General features: G+C 64.7%; 22 protein-coding genes and 1 tRNA gene. 15 read left to right on the forward strand and 8 right to left on the reverse strand.

The features are described from left to right. Positions 1–40 precede the first annotated feature (40 nt). Positions 41–457, reverse strand: coding sequence for a MarR family winged helix-turn-helix transcriptional regulator (locus AC1Z3O_RS05350; protein WP_483514112.1), 417 nt, complete (start codon positions 455–457; stop codon positions 41–43). A gap of 239 nt (positions 458–696) precedes the next feature. Here AC1Z3O_RS05350 and typA point away from each other — a divergent pair, with 239 nt between their 5' ends. Beyond that, positions 697–2,517 carry a translational GTPase TypA gene (gene typA, locus AC1Z3O_RS05355; protein ID WP_483514114.1) on the forward strand — a complete coding sequence of 607 codons (1,821 nt, stop codon included), beginning with the start codon at positions 697–699 and terminating at the stop codon, positions 2,515–2,517. A 137-nt stretch (positions 2,518–2,654) separates the two neighbouring features. On the opposite strand, the gene AC1Z3O_RS05360 is transcribed toward typA, so the two are convergent. Beyond that, positions 2,655–3,518, reverse strand: coding sequence for a sterol desaturase family protein (locus AC1Z3O_RS05360; protein WP_483514116.1), 864 nt, complete (start codon positions 3,516–3,518; stop codon positions 2,655–2,657). Positions 3,519–3,748: 230 nt separating this feature from the next. Between AC1Z3O_RS05360 and AC1Z3O_RS05365 the strand changes: the two genes are divergently transcribed. After that, entirely contained in the window at positions 3,749–4,834 is a 1,086-nt protein-coding gene (locus AC1Z3O_RS05365) for an enoyl-CoA hydratase/isomerase family protein (RefSeq protein ID WP_483514118.1), read from the forward strand. 126 nt (positions 4,835–4,960) lie between these two features. Then, positions 4,961–5,521, forward strand: coding sequence for an NADPH-dependent FMN reductase (locus AC1Z3O_RS05370; protein ID WP_483514122.1), 561 nt, complete (start codon positions 4,961–4,963; stop codon positions 5,519–5,521). Between the two features lie 102 nt (positions 5,522–5,623). Here the strand turns inward: AC1Z3O_RS05370 and AC1Z3O_RS05375 are convergent, their stop codons facing one another. After that, positions 5,624–5,788 carry a hypothetical protein gene (locus tag AC1Z3O_RS05375; RefSeq protein WP_483514124.1) on the reverse strand — a complete coding sequence of 55 codons (165 nt, stop codon included), beginning with the start codon at positions 5,786–5,788 and terminating at the stop codon, positions 5,624–5,626. 1,134 nt (positions 5,789–6,922) lie between these two features. On the opposite strand from AC1Z3O_RS05375, the gene dusA reads away from it, so the two are divergent. Next, positions 6,923–7,936 carry a tRNA dihydrouridine(20/20a) synthase DusA gene (gene dusA / locus AC1Z3O_RS05380; RefSeq protein ID WP_483514126.1) on the forward strand — a complete coding sequence of 338 codons (1,014 nt, stop codon included), beginning with the start codon at positions 6,923–6,925 and terminating at the stop codon, positions 7,934–7,936. A 511-nt stretch (positions 7,937–8,447) separates the two neighbouring features. Here the strand turns inward: dusA and AC1Z3O_RS05385 are convergent. Then, a complete protein-coding gene (locus tag AC1Z3O_RS05385; RefSeq protein WP_483514128.1) occupies positions 8,448–8,630 on the reverse strand; it encodes a hypothetical protein in 183 nt (60 codons plus the stop codon). A gap of 108 nt (positions 8,631–8,738) precedes the next feature. Here AC1Z3O_RS05385 and AC1Z3O_RS05390 point away from each other — a divergent pair, with 108 nt between their 5' ends. Then, complete coding sequence (locus AC1Z3O_RS05390) at positions 8,739–8,996, forward strand: hypothetical protein (protein WP_483514129.1); 258 nt, start codon at positions 8,739–8,741, stop codon at positions 8,994–8,996. Positions 8,997–9,144: 148 nt separating this feature from the next. Then, positions 9,145–9,220, forward strand: a tRNA-His gene (locus AC1Z3O_RS05395). Here the strand turns inward: AC1Z3O_RS05395 and AC1Z3O_RS05400 are convergent. Next, positions 9,209–9,769 (reverse strand): hypothetical protein, encoded by a 561-nt coding sequence (locus AC1Z3O_RS05400; RefSeq protein WP_483514131.1) that lies wholly within the window; start codon positions 9,767–9,769, stop codon positions 9,209–9,211. The two genes, AC1Z3O_RS05395 and AC1Z3O_RS05400, sit on opposite strands and share 12 nt — an antisense overlap. A gap of 393 nt (positions 9,770–10,162) precedes the next feature. Here AC1Z3O_RS05400 and AC1Z3O_RS05405 point away from each other — a divergent pair, with 393 nt between their 5' ends. Beyond that, the gene (locus AC1Z3O_RS05405; protein WP_483514132.1) at positions 10,163–10,486 is read left to right on the forward strand and encodes a hypothetical protein; all 324 of its coding nucleotides are present in this window, start codon (positions 10,163–10,165) and stop codon (positions 10,484–10,486) included. A 53-nt stretch (positions 10,487–10,539) separates the two neighbouring features. Here the strand turns inward: AC1Z3O_RS05405 and AC1Z3O_RS05410 are convergent, their stop codons facing one another. From AC1Z3O_RS05410 to lexA, 3 genes are all read right to left on the reverse strand, one after another. Then, complete coding sequence (locus tag AC1Z3O_RS05410) at positions 10,540–10,674, reverse strand: hypothetical protein (protein ID WP_483514134.1); 135 nt, start codon at positions 10,672–10,674, stop codon at positions 10,540–10,542. Positions 10,675–10,758: 84 nt separating this feature from the next. Continuing rightward, positions 10,759–10,929, reverse strand: coding sequence for a hypothetical protein (locus AC1Z3O_RS05415; protein ID WP_483514135.1), 171 nt, complete (start codon positions 10,927–10,929; stop codon positions 10,759–10,761). 119 nt (positions 10,930–11,048) lie between these two features. After that, the gene (lexA, locus tag AC1Z3O_RS05420) at positions 11,049–11,705 is read right to left on the reverse strand and encodes a transcriptional repressor LexA (protein WP_483514136.1); all 657 of its coding nucleotides are present in this window, start codon (positions 11,703–11,705) and stop codon (positions 11,049–11,051) included. A 205-nt stretch (positions 11,706–11,910) separates the two neighbouring features. Between lexA and AC1Z3O_RS05425 the strand changes: the two genes are divergently transcribed. The 8 genes from AC1Z3O_RS05425 to AC1Z3O_RS05460 all read left to right on the forward strand — a co-directional run bounded on the left by AC1Z3O_RS05425 (position 11,911) and on the right by AC1Z3O_RS05460 (position 17,961). Beyond that, positions 11,911–12,909, forward strand: coding sequence for an asparaginase (locus AC1Z3O_RS05425; RefSeq protein ID WP_483514137.1), 999 nt, complete (start codon positions 11,911–11,913; stop codon positions 12,907–12,909). 102 nt (positions 12,910–13,011) lie between these two features. Next, positions 13,012–13,386 carry a 30S ribosomal protein S6 gene (gene rpsF, locus AC1Z3O_RS05430; protein ID WP_483514138.1) on the forward strand — a complete coding sequence of 125 codons (375 nt, stop codon included), beginning with the start codon at positions 13,012–13,014 and terminating at the stop codon, positions 13,384–13,386. An 88-nt stretch (positions 13,387–13,474) separates the two neighbouring features. Continuing rightward, complete coding sequence (priB, locus tag AC1Z3O_RS05435) at positions 13,475–13,774, forward strand: primosomal replication protein N (RefSeq protein WP_483514139.1); 300 nt, start codon at positions 13,475–13,477, stop codon at positions 13,772–13,774. Between the two features lie 3 nt (positions 13,775–13,777). Next, positions 13,778–14,056: a 30S ribosomal protein S18 gene (gene rpsR, locus AC1Z3O_RS05440; protein ID WP_483514140.1), complete on the forward strand. Its 279-nt coding sequence runs from the start codon at positions 13,778–13,780 to the stop codon at positions 14,054–14,056. Positions 14,057–14,089: 33 nt separating this feature from the next. Continuing rightward, a complete protein-coding gene (gene rplI, locus AC1Z3O_RS05445) occupies positions 14,090–14,542 on the forward strand; it encodes a 50S ribosomal protein L9 (protein ID WP_483514141.1) in 453 nt (150 codons plus the stop codon). Positions 14,543–14,728: 186 nt separating this feature from the next. Beyond that, positions 14,729–16,120, forward strand: a complete 1,392-nt coding sequence (locus AC1Z3O_RS05450) for a replicative DNA helicase (protein ID WP_483514143.1) — start codon at positions 14,729–14,731, stop codon at positions 16,118–16,120. 190 nt (positions 16,121–16,310) lie between these two features. After that, positions 16,311–16,937: a DUF47 domain-containing protein gene (locus AC1Z3O_RS05455; protein WP_483514145.1), complete on the forward strand. Its 627-nt coding sequence runs from the start codon at positions 16,311–16,313 to the stop codon at positions 16,935–16,937. Between the two features lie 13 nt (positions 16,938–16,950). Continuing rightward, entirely contained in the window at positions 16,951–17,961 is a 1,011-nt protein-coding gene (locus AC1Z3O_RS05460) for an anion permease (RefSeq protein WP_483514147.1), read from the forward strand. The last annotated feature ends 100 nt before the right edge of the window (positions 17,962–18,061 follow it).

Here is an 18,061-nt window from a genome sequence, read left to right on the forward strand (position 1 = left end):
TTGGATTCAATATCGTGTCGGGCGGCGTGCTGGCATGCCTCTACCCGCTGTTGTTGTCGATGACCCGCGTCAGCATGGCGCGCAGGCTGGAGACCTCGTCGGCGGTGAATCCGCGCAGCCGGCGCTCGACCACGCGGATGAAAATGGATGGCAGCTGTTCCATCATGGTCTGCCCCTGTTGTGTCAGGGAGAGTTCGACCACGCGCCGATCGGCGTTGCTGCGCTGGCGTGCGACCAGGCCGCGCTTTTCCATGCGGCACAGCAGGCGCGTCACCGATCCCATATCGGTGCTCAATTCCCGCCCAAGGTCGGTGACGGTGCACGCGCGGCCCGTGCCGAGCATCATCAGGCACGCGGCTTGGGCGTGGGTGATGTCGAGGGCGCTCACCTCCTGTTCGACCTCGTGGGTCAGCGCGGACTTGGCCCGCGACAGTAGATAGCCGATGCTATCCTGCATGTTGTACTCAGCGGGATTCGGAGAGGGCGTCATCGGCTGGGCGATATTTTTGTCAGTGCAATCTTTGCCATGGCAAATATATGTTTACGTTTTACTATCCGCAAGGATTGAAATTAGCTATTCCTGATTTGGCAATAATTAGTGCTAGCGGTCTCGGCTCGTGTCCACACGAGTTTTGCGCCGCAGCATGCTAGAATGTTGGGTTACTTTCGAGACCCGCTTTCAGCGAGACCGCAGCAATGACCCGCGCCATCCGCAATATCGCCATCATCGCCCACGTCGATCATGGCAAGACGACCCTAGTCGACCAACTCCTGCGCCAGGCAGGCACCTTCCGCGAGAACCAGCAGATCGCTGAGCGCGTGATGGATTCGAACGACCTGGAAAAGGAACGCGGGATCACCATCCTCGCCAAGAACTGCGCGGTTGAATACAACGGCACCCACATCAACATCGTCGACACCCCGGGCCACGCCGACTTCGGCGGCGAGGTCGAGCGCGTGCTGTCGATGGTGGACGGCGTGCTGCTGCTGGTCGACGCCGTCGAGGGCCCGATGCCGCAGACGCGCTTCGTGACCCGCAAGGCGCTGGCGCTGGGCCTGAAGCCGATCGTCGTGATCAACAAGATCGACCGTCCGGGGGCGCGCCCGGACTGGGTGATCAACCAGACCTTCGATCTCTTCGACAAGCTGGGTGCCAACGACGAGCAGCTCGATTTCCCGGTGATCTACGCCTCGGGCCTGAACGGCTACGCCGGCCTGAGCGACGATGTGCGCGGCGGCGACATGAAGCCGCTGTTCGAGACCGTGCTGGACAAGGTGCCGGTGCGCAATGATGACCCGAACGGCCCCCTGCAGCTGCAGATCATCTCGCTGGACTACTCCAGCTACGTCGGCAAGATCGGCGTGGGCCGCATCTCGCGCGGCCGCGCGCGCCCGCTGCAGGACGTGGTGGTCAAGTTCGGTCCCGAGGGCAACCCGATCAAGGGCCGCATCAACCAGGTGCTGAAGTTCCAGGGCCTGGAGCGCGAGATCGTGCCCGAGGCCGAGGCTGGCGACATCGTGCTGATCAACGGCATCGAAGAACTGGGCATCGGTTGCACGGTGTGCGCGCCGGACGCCCAGGACGCGCTGCCGATGCTGAAGGTGGATGAGCCGACGCTGACCATGAACTTCTGCGTCAACACCTCGCCGCTGGCCGGCCGCGAAGGCAAGTTCGTCACCAGCCGCCAGTTGCGCGAGCGCCTGGACCGTGAGCTGAAGTCGAACGTGGCGCTGCGCGTGGCCGATACCGGCGACGACACCATCTTCGAGGTGTCGGGCCGCGGCGAACTGCACCTGACCATCCTGGTGGAGAACATGCGCCGCGAAGGCTACGAGCTGGCCGTGTCGCGCCCGCGCGTGGTGTTCAAGGAGATCGACGGCGTCAGGCACGAGCCGTACGAGCTGCTGACCGTGGACGTGGAAGACGGCCACCAGGGCGCCGTCATGGAAGAGCTGGGCCGCCGCAAGGGCGAACTGCTCGACATGGCGTCCGACGGCAAGGGCCGCACCCGCCTGGAATACCGCATCCCGGCACGCGGCCTGATCGGCTTCCAGGGCGAATTCCTGACGCTGACGCGTGGCACCGGCCTGATCAGCCACGTCTTCGACGACTACGCGCCGGTGCGCGAAGGCGGCCTGGGCGAACGCCACAACGGCGTGCTGATCTCGCAGGACGACGGCGACGCCGTGGCCTACGCACTGTGGAAGCTGCAGGACCGCGGCCGCATGTTCGTCAAGCCGGGCGACGCCCTGTACGAGGGCATGATCATCGGCATCCACAGCCGCGACAACGACCTGGTGGTCAACCCGATCAAGGGCAAGCAGTTGACCAACGTGCGCGCCTCGGGTACCGATGAGGCCGTGCGCCTGGTGCCGCCGATCCAGATGTCGCTGGAATATGCGGTGGAATTCATCGCTGATGATGAGCTGGTCGAAGTCACGCCCAAGTGCATCCGCCTGCGCAAGCGCCACCTGAAGGAGCATGAGCGCAAGCGTGCCGCCCGCGAAGGCGTCTAAGCCCGCCATGCCCGAGCCGGCACCACGCCGGCTGGCCAATAAAAAAACCGCGCTCAGGCGCGGTTTTTTGTTGGCCGCTTCACGCGGCATTGGCGGCATTGCTGGCCTGGCGCGGGCCGGGTCGACCAGGGGGGCGTTCAGTCGGCGCGGCCCCGGCTATTCGCGTCGACCTCGCACGGATGGCGCCACTCGGGCGGCTTCCACAGATGCCGCAGGTCGCGGTTGCGCCAGGTATCGGCGAACATGTCGCGCCACTCGTGGAAGGTCAGTGTCAGCGGATTGTGCGAGTCGATGCGCCGCGTGATGCCGTAGACCGGTGGTGCCTCCTCGGGGACGAAGGTACCGAACAGGTGGTCCCAGACGGTCAGCACGCCCGCGTAGTTTCGATCGATATAGCCCGGGTTGCGCGCATGATGCACGCGGTGCACCGACGGCGTGTTGAGAAAACGCTCCAGCGCCGGCCAGCGCTTGCCCAGGCGCGTGTGCACGAAGAACTGGAAGGCCAGGTTCAGGCCGACCGCGAGGATGACCCAATCGGGCGTGAAGCCGATCCAGGCCAGCGGCAGCCAGAAGATCCACATGCCCGACAGCGGGTAGGTCAGGCTCTGGCGGAAGGCGGTGGAGAAGTTCATGCCCTCTGACGAATGGTGCGTCACGTGCGAGGCCCACAGCCAGCGCACGCGATGGCTGGCGCGGTGGAAGCCGTAGTAGAGGAGGTCTTGCAGCACCAGCAGCAGGACGAAGGACCACGCCGTTTCCGGTACCGCGTGCAGGCCGTGCTGATAGCACCAGCTGTAGACGGTGCGCACCATCAGCCAGAGGAAGAGGGCGTCCGAGGCCTGGTGCATCAGTGCCAGCGCCGCGTTGGAGAGTGTGTCGCGCAGGCTGTAGACGGAGCGGTCGCGCCGCGCCCAGTACCAGGCCTCAGCACCGATCGTCAGCAGGAAGACCGGCGCGAAGGCCAGCAGGATCAGTCCGGGGTCGAGCGGGGCGTGCGTCATGGTGTCCATCCGGCATTGATGACGGCAATCGTGACGCTTGGCAAGCGTTTGTCTCGAGCAAATCCTCCATACGCCTTTTCGTTCACCCGGGGTCCGCTTGGTGCCGGCCAACGCATTCTCGGCCGCGATTGCATGGCAAAGCGGCAAAGCGGCGCTATTCCCCGCTGTGTGACGCGGTGATATCGGAGTGCGGCTGGCGTAGAATCGCGGCCTGCACTTGGAGGACAGACATGACCGACTTCATCACGACCGAAGTCCACGGCGGCATCGGCTATCTGACGCTGAGCCGGCCGCAGGCGCTCAACGCGCTTTCGCTGGACATGATCCGCGCAATCACGCAGGCGCTCACGCAGTGGGCCGATGCGCCCGAAGTGGCGGCGGTGGTGGTGGCGGGTGCCGGCGGCAAGGCCTTCTGCGCCGGCGGCGACATCCGCTTCTTCCATCAGGCGGCGCTGGCTGAGGATCCGCTGCTCGACCGCTTCTTCGCCGAGGAATACGCCCTCAATCACCAGATCCACCGCTACGCCAAGCCCTATATCGCGCTGATGGACGGCGTGGTGATGGGCGGCGGCATGGGGATCTCGCAGGGCGCCCGCCGGCGCATCGTGACCGAGCGCACCAAGATGGCGATGCCGGAAACGAATATCGGCCTGTTCCCCGATGTGGGTGGTGGCTGGTTCCTGGCGCGCACGCCGGGCCGTTTCGGCGAATACCTCGGCCTGACCGGCACCTTGCTGGGAGCGGCCGATGCACTGTACGCCGGGCTGGCTGACTGCTACCTGCCCAGCAATGCGGTGGCGGAACTGCTGGCCTCGCTGCGCCAGCGCAGCTTTGCCAGCGGCGACGAGGTGCTCGCCCATATCGATGCCGCAGCCGCGCCGCATCGCGACGCCGTCGCGCCCCAGCAAGGCATGCTGGCGCGCCAGCGCGAGGCGATCGACGCATTCTTCGCCGAGCCGACCGTCGAGGCCATTCTTGCCGCAGTCAGCGATGCTGCCGGCGACTGGGCCGCGCAGACGGCCGCGGCGCTGCGCACGCGCTCGCCGCTGATGCTGTGCGTGACGCTGGAGCAGATCCGCCGGGCGCGCACGATGACGCTGGAAGACGAACTGCGCATGGAGCTCGACATGATGCACTACGTGTTCCGCGGCGGCGATGGCATCGAAGGGATCCGTGCGCTGGCGGTCGACAAGGACCACCAGCCGAAATGGCATCCGGCGCGTCTCGACGAGGTGCGCCGCGAGCGGGTGCTGTCCTTCTTCGACAGCCCCTGGGGCCCAGGCGAGCATCCGCTCGCAGGGCTGCGCGCAGCCTGAGCGGCAGGGGCGGGGCGCAGGCAGATGGGGTAGAGTGCCGCTTGGCGCGGAGGTCTGCGCGCCGGCCCCGGCCGATGCCGCAGGGCGGGCTGGCCGGATACGGATTACTTCGTCAAAGGAACCCCAATGAGCAATCCCCGTGATGTCGCCGTGCTGGTGGGCAGCCTGCGCAAGGACTCCCTGAACCGGAAGCTGGCGCACGCGCTGGCCGCGCTGGCGCCGGCCAGCCTGAAGCTGGAGATCATCGAGATCGGCCAGCTGCCGCTGTACAACCAGGACGCCGACGCCGACCCTCCCGCAGCCTGGACGGCTTTCCGCGACCGCATCCGCCGCGCCGATGGCGTGCTCTTCGTCACGCCGGAATACAACCGCTCGGTGCCCGGCGTCCTGAAGAACGCCATCGATGTCGGTTCACGGCCCTATGGCCAGAGCGCCTGGGACGGCAAGCCGGGCGGCGTGGTCAGTGCCTCGCCGGGCGCGATCGGCGGATTCGGTGCCAACCATCATCTGCGCCAGTCGCTGGTCTTCCTGAACGTGCCGGTGCTGCAGCAGCCGGAAGCCTACCTGGGCGGGGCAGACAAGCTCTTCGACGAGCAGGGCGGCATCGCCAATGAATCCACCCGTGGGTTCCTGCAGAAATACATGACGACGTACGCCACCTGGCTCGAGCGCAACGCGCCGCGTTGAGGCCCGCATGATGCGGAGGGCAGGGAACAGCCAGTTCGAAGCGCGCCGGCGCGGGCTTGAGGCCTGTCCTGCCTTGCCGGCGGATCGTGCCCGCCGGCTGGCTTACTCTTCCGGATGCCAGCCGGCATCCGGCGAGGAGCACCTGTCCTGGCTCAAGGGCGCGTCATCCCGCATGGCTGGATCGTGCTTGATCAGCCAGCGTGCCGCGACGACTAGGATCATCAGGCAAATAAAGACATACCCACCCAGCGTTAGCGCAGCGTCCATATAGATTGACCCCCAATCCTCATTTATGTTCGAGCCGGCTCTTTGGCACGGTGTGTCGTGAGTATGCACGCAACCTGGATAGCGCCGGCATCACACTGGAGTGGGGTGAGAGCGGGCGAACTTGCATGGTGCAAGGAGTGCGTGCGTATCGCGTCCCGGTGTCCGAAGACACGCCCCGCCGCTTTTTTTCCCCCCGGAGAAAGAAAGCGCGGCGGCGACGGGATTTCGCAGTGCGCAAGCGGCGCATGGTCAGCGTGACGCAGCGGGGTCGCTCTGCCCGGATGATGCCGGCGCCATTTCGAAACCAATGAAAAAGCCCCTGCGTGACAGGCCAGGGGCTCAAAGACGGGCGCTTCGCGAACGACCCGGATCCAGTATCTGCCACAACCGGCAAGGCCACAGCACAATCGCGATGGGCGTCGTGGCAGCGCAACACGTCTAAGCAGTTTGCAGTGCCCGGTCCAAACGTAGGCACGCCTGGTGCGGGCCCGTCTTCCCTTCATCCTTGTACGTCGGATGTCTTTCCTGCGGCCGGTGCATCCGGCATCGTCGCCCCCCTCCCGGCCTTTTGGCCTGTATTTTCTGTGCGCTGTTCCACGTCCTTGTATGACGGTCAACACATTGCGCCTTAGTCTAGGCGGTGGTAGATGAATTCTGAATAGTCCATTCAGACTAGGAATCGGGGCACTGTATTTCGCCGCGCCATTGGTGTTTTGCGCATTCGGTATATTCGGCGAGCCCGGGTGCGTTTCTGGTTGGCGGCGATCTGATCACCTCGAGCCGGAGAAAGGCCGAGCGGGTATCCCGAGGGAAGGGCCATCAATGGATATTGAGCGACTTTGATTGGATTGCGCCGGACGCTTCTCCCGTGGTGATCGCCCGAAATAAAATACCAGTATCGGTCGCTTCCCTTGCGCACTTTGCCGCCGGGCTTCCAGCGAGCGATGGCTATGTCGCCTATACTCACGGCCTTGCATCCGCGTTGCAGCGGGCCGTCACCGATCCTCGGGCAGCACGGCCTCTCGGTGCAACAAGGCAGCCGCGCGCCGGCACACGGGCCGGCACCGGCCCGGACGAGAGCGAAGCAAGCAGAATCGCGACGCCCGCGAAACCCAGTATTGAAGCTGTTTTCCAATGAAATTCACACCCCGCCGCGTCGCGGTCGCACCGATGATGGATTGGACCGATCGCCATTGCCGCATGTTTCACCGGCAATTGAGCCGCCACACCTGGCTGTACACAGAGATGGTGACCACGGGTGCGCTGCTGCACGGCGATGTGGCGCGCCATCTCGACTTCGATGCCGTGGAGCAGCCGGTGGCACTGCAGTTGGGCGGCAGCGAGCCGGCGGACCTGGCGCAGGCCGCACGCTTGGGCGAGCAGTGGGGCTATGCGGAGATCAACCTGAACTGCGGCTGCCCTTCCGAGCGGGTGCAGCGCGGGGCCTTCGGTGCCTGCCTGATGGCGGAACCCGAACTCGTGGCCGATTGCGTCAAGGCGATGCGCGACGCAGTCTCGGTGCCGGTGACCGTGAAGCATCGGATCGGCATCGACACCATCGAGCACTATGATTTCGTGCGTGACTTCGTCGGGACGGTTGCGCAGGCCGGCTGCGATACGTTTATCGTGCATGCTCGCAATGCCATCCTGAAGGGACTCAGCCCCAAGGAAAATCGCGAGATCCCGCCGTTGCGCTACGAGGTGGCCTACCAGTTGAAGCAGGAGTTCCCGCAGCTGGAGATCCTGATCAACGGCGGCATCATGCGGTACGAGGAAATGGCCGAGCATCTTGCGCATGTCGATGGCGTGATGATCGGTCGCGAGGCCTATCACCAGCCTTACCTGCTTGCCGAGGTCGATGCGCGTTTCTATGGTTCGGACGCCCGCTCGGTGTCGCGCCTGGACGTGGAACTCGCGATGCAGGAGTACATCGGCCGCTACGTTGAACAGGGCGGCTATATGGGCTCAGTGACACGCCATATGCTGGGGCTGCATCGGGGCATTCACGGTGGACGCGGCTGGCGCCGCGTCTTGTCGGATGCGCGCCGCATGGCGGCGGCGCGCACGCGCCGCGAGGTGGCTGCGCTCTTCGAGGAAGCGCGCAGCCACCTGCGTGCCGAACCCGTGCTGCTCGTGGAGCCAGCCTGAAGCGCGGGTCGGGGGATTAGAGGAAAGGCTCTAACTCCGAACTCGCTTTTCGTGCCGATCTGAAGGGACGTTGACCTTACGACACATTGGTCGGTCACCTGCCAGGCGGGCCGCACCGGCAAAGGGATTCCCCTAAATGCCAAGCGGGGGCGGACTCCATACACTGAGCTTGCCCTCGAATACAGGGCTTTCTTCAACTGATTATTCAGCCCGCTTCGTGCGGGCTGTTTTTTTTGTGCGTATTGCAGTGGCCGTCTGGCCCGGTCTTCCGTTTACCCCGATGGTGCATTCGGCCGATTGCAGCTACATTACAAAGGCCTTCGGGCAATGAGATCGCTTAAGGGAGTCCGCAGACTGCGGGCTCTTTTTTTATGCCGTTTGCGGCATGTCCGGTAGCAATCGCAGTAGCGTTAGTCTGCCTATCGCCTCAATAGTTCCGCGCGGCTCCCGATATCGCTGCTGCGGCTATGATGCTCACAGTTGCGGCGACAATGGAGGCCGCTGGAGCCAGTCAGCGTGTGTGGCTGACCCCGATGTCGACGGTGCCGTAGGTCGTGATGCTGGAGCTGGATGGATTCCCGGCGCCGGTGGCGCAGCCGGCAAGGCCGGCGATCAGCAGGGCGGCGGCGAAGCGTGTCAGGGCAAGCATAGGACTGGGACGATATCGATCGATGCAGGAATAGGGATCAGTCATGCGCATGCCATGATTGGTTCCCGTTCGCAGCAGCGATCGACAGTGGACAGAGCGCGGCCGATGGCAGGCGCGCCGTACCCCGGGGGAGCGATCTAGGAGGGCAGTGCAGTGGAAGAACCGTTTGGCGTGGAATTCGAAGGCTTCCGCGTCGTGTGGGTGGCGGAGTGTCTGCAGGATGGGAAGTGGACGGCGCGCTATTGCTGGCGCGTCGGCACGGACAGCGAAGCCTGCAAGGCCTTGCAGGCCGACGTGCTGAATGGCAGGTCGCGCCGGTTGCTGGGCTTGTTCGACAGCGAGGCCGACACCGTGGCAGCCATCAAGGAGGCCGTCCTGCTGGAGTCGAAGTGGGATCTGAGCCGGCGTTGAGCTGCTTTGCGCGGCTCCGTGCGCAGCCCGTTTGAGCGCTCGTCGTGGCAGGTGAAATTTTTTGTGGTGAGTACTAGCCATGACGGAAACTTCTCCGTATAATCTTGGTTTTCGCTGATCGCGCAGTAAAACAGATCGGCGGTCGACGGTGGCTGTAGCTCAGTTGGTAGAGTCCAGGATTGTGATTCCTGTCGTCGTGGGTTCGAGTCCCATCAGCCACCCCACAGAATTGCCTTGTAGAGCAGCCACTTGAGAAAGTGGCTGTTTTGCTTTCTGGGCATCCATGCGGTGCCCGAGCCCCACCATACTCCCACGGTGGGAATACTCTCCTCAGAGACCTTCCGCTTAACGACCTTGCCCTGGTCGTAGACACGCGCCGTCACGACCAGATTCGCATGTAGATCCGGCGGGCTTCCTTGCTTGGATTTGTGCGTCGTCGCATGGTCGGCGCGCACCTCTCTTCTCTCTTCTGCGAAACGATTGCTTACACCCGGCGTACAAGCCAGTGCGTATGCTGGAAACAGGCCATTGGCGAGACGGAGAGATCTATGAAGTTCATTCTTGTGATGCTTGCTGCCTCCGCCGCGTTCTTGAGCGGTTGCGTCGTAGCCCCCTATGGGGACGAGCATCATGGCGATCATGCTTACTACGATAGGGACCGCGGGGATCACGGGGATCATGGGGATCGCGACCGGGGTGATCACCGAGACTATGGCGGGGATCATGATCGCGGTGATCGGCATGATCAGTACTGAGTTGACGTAGCCGATCACACAGTCCTTCGCGCCGGTTCTTAAAGCTTGCGGCCAGTAGCTCAACGCCTTCCGCTTCAGATGAGAAGGTCGGGTGGGATGCCGGCCAGCCGAGCACCACAAGATCATGCCTGCATGCGCCTGCCAGTCATGTGTGGGCGTGATTGCAGCGCATTCGAATCCCCCGCCAGGGGTCGTCGACCATCCATTCTGTCCCCCTCGTCGCCCAGATCGATTCTGGCGCCGGGGTATATGTTGTCCAGTGCGAAGCGCCAGCCCACGTTGGGCTCGTTGTGGCGAGTCGCGCGAAAGCCGCAGCCCACGCGTGGCGTCCCTCGGATGAGGCCCATTCCCCCGGCCGGCGGGGCCGACCTCGCCGCCGTGCTAGCATTCCCGGAAAACAAGGAGATGCCAATGGCGAAGATCACGATCACGAAGAAGCAATACCTGCGCAAGCTCAACCGACGACTCGCGAAGGAGGCCGGCGTGCCGGCCGGCGCGGCGTTCGTCTTCTACCCGCTTGGCGCGAAAGCCAAGGCCGCCACCGGCGTAGCCGCGCCGGCGGGCACGGAGCCCGCCGTGTGCGCGATCATGGAAGCTGTGCAGGCCCGCTTAGCCGCCAAGCATGCCGTCGAGGGCGCGATCGAGGGGAACGGCCATGCTGCGCCGCTCGACCATCCGGAGTCTTGGGGCGCTGCGCATGGGCGGCTGGCCGGTGAACATGAGGCTGGCGGCTGAGATTTGCCGTCCTGGCGGTGGCCCGGCGCGCCAGTGCCGAGGGAAGAGGCGCGTCAGGTCACGTGCAGCCGCTGCTTGATCTGGTATTGCGGCAGGTCCCGCTTGACGCTTACCCAGGTCACGCAGTTCCTGCCCTCGCGCTTGGCGGCACAGGGCAGGGTATCCGTGGGGCTCAGCAGGTCTTTCAACGGCTCGCCCGGTCGCAGCGCTGCGACGCAGAAACTGGCCGTCACGCGGCGCGCGCCGGCATGTTTGTCGCCAGTGGCCTGCGTTCAAGCGGGCAGTTTGCCCGGTTCTGATAATTCCAGCATGCGACAGATCGCGGCCATGCTGCCGACCATGGTCCGGCGCTGCGCGCCTTGATAGATGCGCACGCCTTTGCACTGACGAAAGGGGACTGGCTTGACGGGGCGGCGGGTGGAGACCTGATTGGCTTGCGGCATGCTTGCACCTATCGATTGACAATAGTCGAGGGATGGCGCCGGCTTGGCGGGCGCCGTCGGAACGGTGAGGCAAGTGCCGCCGTGCTGCAGACCTGGCGGCGGCGAAAGGAAGCGGTTGGCTAGAAGCCGGCCGGGCGGATCAGCCCCACGGCAATGCCTTCCAGCGAGAACTCTTCCTGTCCAGGCTTGACGACGATGCTCGGGTAATCCGGGTTCTCGGCGATCAGTTCGATGGTGTCGCCCCGTCGCTTGAAGCGCTTGACCGTGACATCCTCGCCCAGTCGCGCCACCACGATCTTGCCGTTGCTGGCCTCGCTGGCGCGCTTGACTGCGAGCAGGTCGCCGTCGAGGATGCCGGCGTCGCGCATGCTGAGACCGCGCACGCGCAGCAGGTAGTCGGGCTGCTCCTCGAAGACCGAGGCGTCGACCTGGTATTGGCGGTCGATGTGTTCGGCAGCAAGGATGGGGCTGCCGGCGGCCACCCGGCCGACCAGCGGCAATGTCAGTTGCATCACGCCGGCCATCGGCAGCGAGAACTGGTCAGGCGGTTCGGAGTCGCTGCGCGAAACCTTGAGCCGGATGCCGCGCGAGGCTCCGGGGGTCAACTCGATCACGCCCTTGCGCGCCAGCGCCCGCAGGTGCTCCTCGGCGGCGTTCGGCGAGGAGAAGCCGAACTCGGCCGCAATTTCGGCACGCGTGGGCGGAAAGCCCGTGTGCCGGATGGTATTGCGGATCAGGTCGAAGATCTGTTGTTGCCGCGGGGTCAGGGTCGCCATGGGATCGTCGGTCGCTGTGTCAGGGGTACTGTATGTTTAAACAGTATGCTGTGATTTTATACAGTATGTGACGAAGTGCAAGTGGTATTTGCGCAGCATGCCCGGATGCGCGGCTCGCCCCGGGCTGCCGCCTTGGACAACTGGCCGGCGCGCGGCGGGCGGTTACAATCGGCATCTTGATCGACCAGTCAGCCCGGGCTCATCCATGTCCAAGCTCCCTCGCATCATCGTGCTCGCCACCGGCGGCACCATCGCCGGCTCTTCCGCGAGCGCGGCGAGCAGCGCGCACTACCAGGCCGCCACGGTGCCGGTGTCGGCGCTGGTGGATGCGGTGCCGGCGCTGCGGTTGGTGGCGCGCGTGGAGGCCGAGCAGGTGGCGCAGATCGACAGCAAGGACATGAGCTTCGGGCTGTGGGCCGCGCTGCAGGCGCGCGTAGCCTTCTGGGCGGCCCAGCCGGATGTGGCGGGCATCGTCATCACGCACGGCACCGACACGCTGGAAGAGACGGCCATGCTGTTGCACTTGTCTTGTGCCGTGGCGATCCCTGTGGTGCTGACGGCGGCAATGCGGCCGTCTACCTCGCTGTCCGCAGATGGTCCCCTTAATCTGCTCGATGCTGTCAGGGTGGCTGCGCATCCGGGTTCGGTGGGGAGGGGCGTGCTGGTCGTGCTGAACCAGCAGATCCATGCGGCGCGCGATGCGGTCAAGACGCACACTTCCGCTGTCGATGCCTTCGCGTCGCCGGCGGGTGGGCCACTGGGCTTCGTGCAGGATGAGCTGGTGTGCTTCACGCGCGCGCCGCTGCGCCTGGTGTCGCAGCCGTGGGTGCTGCCGGCGCGCTGGCCAAGCGTCGAGGTGGTGTCAAGTTACGCTGAGCCCTCGCGGGCGGTGGTGGACGCGCTGGTGACGGCCGGCATCGATGGCTTGGTGGTGGCGGCATCCGGTAACGGCTCCATCCACGAGGCACTGGCGGAGGCACTGGCCGACGCGGTGCGCGCCGGGGTGGCCGTGGTGCGCAGTTCGCGCACCGGGGCGGGGCATGTGTCGATACCGGCGCACCCGAACCCGGCTGCCGGCCTGTTCGTTTCGGCTGGCGACCTGAATCCCTACAAGGCACGCGTGCTGCTGCTGCTCGCGCTCGGCGCCGAGCCGGGGCTTGCCGCCGAGCCGGCGCGCCTGCAGCAGCTGTTCGCGCAGTCGTGACCGTGCTTGCGGCAATTGTTGCTGGCCGGCTATAATGGCAGGCTATCCAACCTTGCCGCACCGGACGTGACGCCCGGGTGGCTCATCCCAAAAGGAGCGTCAATGCGTCATTACGAAATCGTCTTTATCGTCCATCCGGACCAGAGCGAACAAGTGCCGGCCATGATCGAGCGTTACAAGACGCTGGTCACGTCGCAGAACGGCCAGGTTCACCGCGTGGAAGACTGGGGCCGCCGTCAACTGGCCTACATGATCCAGAAGCTGGCCAAGGCTCACTACGTTTGCCTGAACATCGAATGCGGCAAGGAAACCCTGGCCGAGCTCGAGCACGCGTTCAAGTTCAACGATGCCGTGCTGCGTCACCTGATCGTCCAGACCAAGAAGGCCGAGACCGCTCCCTCGCCGATGATGAAGGAAGTGCAGCGCGAAGAAGCCCGCAAGGCCGCGCAACAAAGCAGCGAGACCCCGGCCGCCTGATAGGCGGTGCGGTGCAAGTGTGCTGTCCGGCTGGATCGGCGTGGCTGATCGTGGCAGGACAGGGTGGTGACCAGCAAGGAGGCGCGCGTTGAATCAGTTGCGGCTATCCGCGACCCTAGTCGAACGCGAAGCCCTGCGCTATACGCCGGCCGGCGTGCCTGTCGTGAACTGCATGCTGCAGCACGCGGGCGAGACGGTCGAGGCGCAGACGCCCCGGCAGGTCGAGTTCGCCATCGCGGCGATGGGCATCGGCCAGATCGGCCAGCGCCTGGAGCGCATGCCGCTCGGCACGCTGCTCGACTGCGAAGGCTTTCTGGCCCGCAGGCACCGCAACAGCAAGGCTCTCGTCTTTCACATCACTGGATGTAAAGCATTCGAAAAGGATTGAATCATGGCATTCATCAAACGTGACAACAAGAACAAGAAGCGCTTCCAGCAGCAGAACCCGCTGTTCAAGCGCAAGCGCTTCTGCCGCTTCACCGTGGCTGGCGTGGAACAGATCGACTACAAGGATCTGGACACCCTGAAGGACTTCATCGGCGACAACGGCAAGATCACGCCGGCTCGTCTGACCGGTACCAAGGCGCACTATCAGCGTCAGCTCGATACGGCCATCAAGCGTGCGCGTTTCCTCGCGCTGATGCCGTACACCGACCTGCACAAGAGCTGATCGTTCAGGCCCTAGGTAAAGGAGAAATATACGATGCAAGTCATTCTGCTTGAAAAAGTCGTCAACCTGGGCAACCTGGGTGACATCGTTCGCGTGAAGGACGGTTATGCCCGTAACTTCCTGATCCCGAGCAAGAAGGCCCGCCGCGCTACGCAAACCGCCATCGAAGAATTCGAGGCCAAGCGCGCCGACCTCGAGAAGGCCGCCGCCGAGAAGCTGGCTGCTGCGCAAGCCGAAGGCGAGAAGCTGAACGGCCTGACCATCCAGATCTCCCAGAAGTCGGGTGTGGATGGCCGCCTGTTCGGTTCGGTGACCAACGCCGACATCGCTGAAGCGCTGGCTCCGCAAGGCTTCAAGGTTGAGAAGGCTCAGGTCCGCCTGCCGAACGGCCCGCTGAAGATGGTGGGCGACCACCCGGTCAGCGTTGCGCTGCACACCGACGTGGTGGTCGACGTGACCGTCTCGGTGCTGGGCGAGCAGGTCTAAGATCCGACCAATGCCGGGGCGGCGCCTTCGCGGGCGCGGCGCCGGCCAGGCCAGATCGCAAGAAGGCAGAAGCTGCGGCTTCTGCCTTTTTTCTTGTCCGCCGCGTGGCGGCACCGGTCCCGGTGCGCGCCGCGGGGGCGAATTCTTCCGACGGGCGTGTGTCCGCCGCCGTTATAATCCCCACCCATGAACGCGCCCGTCGCCGACCCCCAACTAGACAACCTCAAGGTTCCGCCGCACTCCATAGAGGCCGAGCAATCGGTGCTCGGCGGCCTGCTGCTGGACAATGCCGCCTGGGACCGCATTGCCGACTTCCTGTCGGAGGCGGACTTCTACCGCTTCGACCACCGGCTGATCTTCCAGAACATCGCGCGCCTGATCTCCGCGACCAAGCCCGCCGACGTCATCACGGTCTACGAGATGCTGCAGGTGGCCGGCAAGGCCGAGGAGGTGGGCGGGCTGGCCTACCTGAACTCGCTGGCGCAGAACACGCCGAGCGCCGCCAATATCCGCCGCTACGCGGAGATCGTGCGCGAGCGTTCGGTGCTGCGCAAGCTGGTGACGGTGGCCGACGATATCTCCAGCGCCGCCTTCGCCCCGAAGGGGCGCGAAGTGCGCGAGCTGCTCGACGAGGCAGAGTCCAAGGTGTTCGCCATCGCCGAGGAGGGCTCGCGCGGACAGGCGGGCTTCCAGGAGATCCAGCCGCTGCTGACGCAGGTGGTCGAGCGCATCGACGAGCTCTATCACCGCGACTCCACCTCGGACGTGACTGGCGTGCCCACTGGCTTCATCGACCTGGACCGCATGACCAGCGGCATGCAGGGGGGCGACCTGATCATCGTCGCCGGGCGCCCGTCGATGGGTAAGACCGCTTTCTCGCTCAATATCGGCGAGCATGTGGCGGTGGAGCAGGGCCTGCCGGTGGCGGTGTTCTCGATGGAAATGGCCGGCACCCAGCTCGCCATGCGTATGCTGGGCTCGGTCGGCCGCCTCGACCAGCACCGTCTGCGCACCGGGCGCCTGCTCGATGAGGACTGGCCGCGCCTGACCCATTCCATCCAGCGCATGAACGACGCCCAGCTCTTCATCGACGAGACGCCGGCGCTGAACCCGATGGAACTGCGCGCGCGCTCGCGCCGCCTGGCGCGCCAGTGCGGACAGCTCGGCCTGATCATCATCGACTACCTGCAGCTGATGTCCGGCTCGGGCGGCGGCGAGAACCGCGCCACCGAGATCTCCGAGATCTCGCGTTCGCTCAAGGGCCTGGCCAAGGAGCTGAACTGCCCGGTGATCGCGCTTTCCCAGCTCAACCGCAGCCTGGAACAGCGGCCGAACAAGCGCCCGGTGATGTCCGACCTGCGCGAATCCGGCGCTATCGAACAGGATGCCGACGTGATCCTGTTCATCTACCGCGACGAGGTCTACAACCCCGATTCGCAGGACAAGGGCACGGCCGAAATCATCATCGGCAAGCAGCGTAACGGTCCGATCGGCACGGTGCGCCTGACCTTCCTGGGCCAGTTCACGAAGTTCGACAACTTCAGCGGCGGTCCTGCCTTCTTCGACAACGATACCTGAGTACAGCACCGGCGCGCGTTTCCGCGCGACGTGTGTGATTTGTGCCAATTGCCGCGGCGAGACGCCGGCAACCCTGTAAAATATTGCGCTTTGATGACAGCCGCCCCAAGGCGGCTGTCGCTTTATCCGGACTCGCGTCCACCCGCAACAATCCCAGCAGCGCCCCTGACGCTACGACAAGGAACATTTCATGTTCGGCCGATTCATGCCCACCGAGGGCAAGTTCTTCGAATACTTCAACCAGCACGCCGAGTGTGCGACGACTGCAGCCCGCGAGCTCGAGGCCTTGGTGAACGACCTGCCCAATGCCGAGGCGCACGCGCGCCGCGTGCAGGCCACCGAGAAGAAGGCCGACCGCATCACGCACGACACCATCGATCTGCTGCACAAGACCTTCATCACGCCGCTGGACCGTGACGAGATCCACAATCTGATCACGACCATGGACGACATCCTCGATCTGATGGAGGACGTGGCCGAGACCATCTCGCTGTACGACGTCACCAGCCTGACCGACGAGGCCCGCCGCCTCGCCGCGATCTGCGTGCAGTGCTGCGACCAGGTTAAGATCGCCGTCGGCCTGCTCGAGGACATGGGCAACGCCAGCACCATCCTGAAGACGGCCCAGCAGATCGACCAACTCGAGTCGGAAGCCGACCGCGTGATGCGCGCGGCCATGTCCAAGCTGTTCCGCGACGAGACCGACGTCAAGCGCCTGATCAAGCTGAAGGCCATCTACGAGCAGCTCGAGACCATCACCGACAAGTGCGAGGACGTGGCGAACATCATCGAGGGCATCGTCCTCGAGAACGCCTGAGGCGCGGATCGGCATGCAGACCGTACAAATCAGCCTGTGGGTGATCGCCCTGCTGGTGTCGCTCGCCCTGTTGTTCGACTTCATGAACGGTTTCCACGATGCGGCGAACTCGATCGCGACCGTGGTCTCCACCGGGGTGCTCAAGCCCCACCACGCGGTGGCGATGGCGGCCATGTGCAATGTGATCGCCATCTTCATCTTCCACCTGAAGGTGGCGGCCACGGTGGGCACGGGTACCATCGACGTGGCCATCGTCGACCACTACGTGGTCTTCGGCGCCCTGATGGGAGCGATCGTCTGGAACCTGATCACCTGGTACTACGGCATCCCGTCCTCCTCCTCGCATGCGCTGATCGGTGGCCTGGTCGGCGCGGCGGTGGCCAAGTCGGGCACCGGCGCGCTGGTCGGCGGCGGCCTGATGAAGACCGTGGCCTTCATCCTGATCTCGCCGCTGCTGGGCATGGTGCTCGGCTCGCTGATGATGGTGATCGTGGGCTGGACCTTCTTCCGCACGCCGCCCTCGCGCGTGGACCGCTGGTTCCGCCGGCTGCAGCTGGTGTCGGCGTCGCTGTACAGCCTCGGCCACGGCGGCAATGACGCGCAGAAGACCATCGGCATCATCTGGATGCTGCTGATCGCCAGCGGGCACGTGGCCGCCGGTGGCGCCGAGCCGCCGATCTGGGTCATCGTCTGCTGCTATGTGGCGATCGGCATGGGTACGCTGTTCGGTGGCTGGCGCATCGTGCGCACCATGGGCCAGAAGATCACCAAGCTCAAGCCGGTGGGCGGCTTCTGCGCTGAGACCGGCGGGGCCATGACCTTGTTCATCGCCTCCGCGCTGGGCGTGCCGGTGTCCACCACGCACACCATCACCGGCGCCATCGTGGGCGTGGGCTCGGTGCAGAAGATGTCGGCGGTGCGCTGGGGCGTGGCCGGCAATATCGTCTGGGCCTGGGTTCTGACCATTCCGGCATCGGCCTTTATGGCGGCGATCGCCTGGTGGGTGGGCAAGCACGTGCTGTGAGCACGCTTGGCCGGCGGGCGCGCACGCGCCGCCGCCAATGACAAAGGCCGGGCATTGCCCGGCCTTTTCTTTTATCCAACGATTCAATGGCGATGCCGTT

The sequence above is a fragment of the Cupriavidus sp. 09_S30 genome, assembly GCF_056930435.1.

Bases quoted from the DNA above. Each gene is read 5' to 3' on its own strand.
- AC1Z3O_RS05350 (WP_483514112.1), bottom strand. From the start codon at position 457: ATGCAGGATAGCATCGGCTATCTACTGTCGCGGGCCAAGTCCGCGCTG.
- typA (WP_483514114.1), top strand. From the start codon at position 697: ATGACCCGCGCCATCCGCAATATCGCCATCATCGCCCACGTCGATCAT.
- AC1Z3O_RS05360 (WP_483514116.1), bottom strand. From the start codon at position 3,518: ATGACGCACGCCCCGCTCGACCCCGGACTGATCCTGCTGGCCTTCGCG.
- AC1Z3O_RS05365 (WP_483514118.1), top strand. From the start codon at position 3,749: ATGACCGACTTCATCACGACCGAAGTCCACGGCGGCATCGGCTATCTG.
- AC1Z3O_RS05370 (WP_483514122.1), top strand. From the start codon at position 4,961: ATGAGCAATCCCCGTGATGTCGCCGTGCTGGTGGGCAGCCTGCGCAAG.
- AC1Z3O_RS05375 (WP_483514124.1), bottom strand. From the start codon at position 5,788: ATGGACGCTGCGCTAACGCTGGGTGGGTATGTCTTTATTTGCCTGATG.
- dusA (WP_483514126.1), top strand. From the start codon at position 6,923: ATGAAATTCACACCCCGCCGCGTCGCGGTCGCACCGATGATGGATTGG.
- AC1Z3O_RS05385 (WP_483514128.1), bottom strand. From the start codon at position 8,630: ATGACTGATCCCTATTCCTGCATCGATCGATATCGTCCCAGTCCTATG.
- AC1Z3O_RS05405 (WP_483514132.1), top strand. From the start codon at position 10,163: ATGGCGAAGATCACGATCACGAAGAAGCAATACCTGCGCAAGCTCAAC.
- AC1Z3O_RS05415 (WP_483514135.1), bottom strand. From the start codon at position 10,929: ATGCCGCAAGCCAATCAGGTCTCCACCCGCCGCCCCGTCAAGCCAGTC.
- lexA (WP_483514136.1), bottom strand. From the start codon at position 11,705: ATGGCGACCCTGACCCCGCGGCAACAACAGATCTTCGACCTGATCCGC.
- AC1Z3O_RS05425 (WP_483514137.1), top strand. From the start codon at position 11,911: ATGTCCAAGCTCCCTCGCATCATCGTGCTCGCCACCGGCGGCACCATC.
- rpsF (WP_483514138.1), top strand. From the start codon at position 13,012: ATGCGTCATTACGAAATCGTCTTTATCGTCCATCCGGACCAGAGCGAA.
- rpsR (WP_483514140.1), top strand. From the start codon at position 13,778: ATGGCATTCATCAAACGTGACAACAAGAACAAGAAGCGCTTCCAGCAG.
- rplI (WP_483514141.1), top strand. From the start codon at position 14,090: ATGCAAGTCATTCTGCTTGAAAAAGTCGTCAACCTGGGCAACCTGGGT.
- AC1Z3O_RS05450 (WP_483514143.1), top strand. From the start codon at position 14,729: ATGAACGCGCCCGTCGCCGACCCCCAACTAGACAACCTCAAGGTTCCG.
- AC1Z3O_RS05455 (WP_483514145.1), top strand. From the start codon at position 16,311: ATGTTCGGCCGATTCATGCCCACCGAGGGCAAGTTCTTCGAATACTTC.
- AC1Z3O_RS05460 (WP_483514147.1), top strand. From the start codon at position 16,951: ATGCAGACCGTACAAATCAGCCTGTGGGTGATCGCCCTGCTGGTGTCG.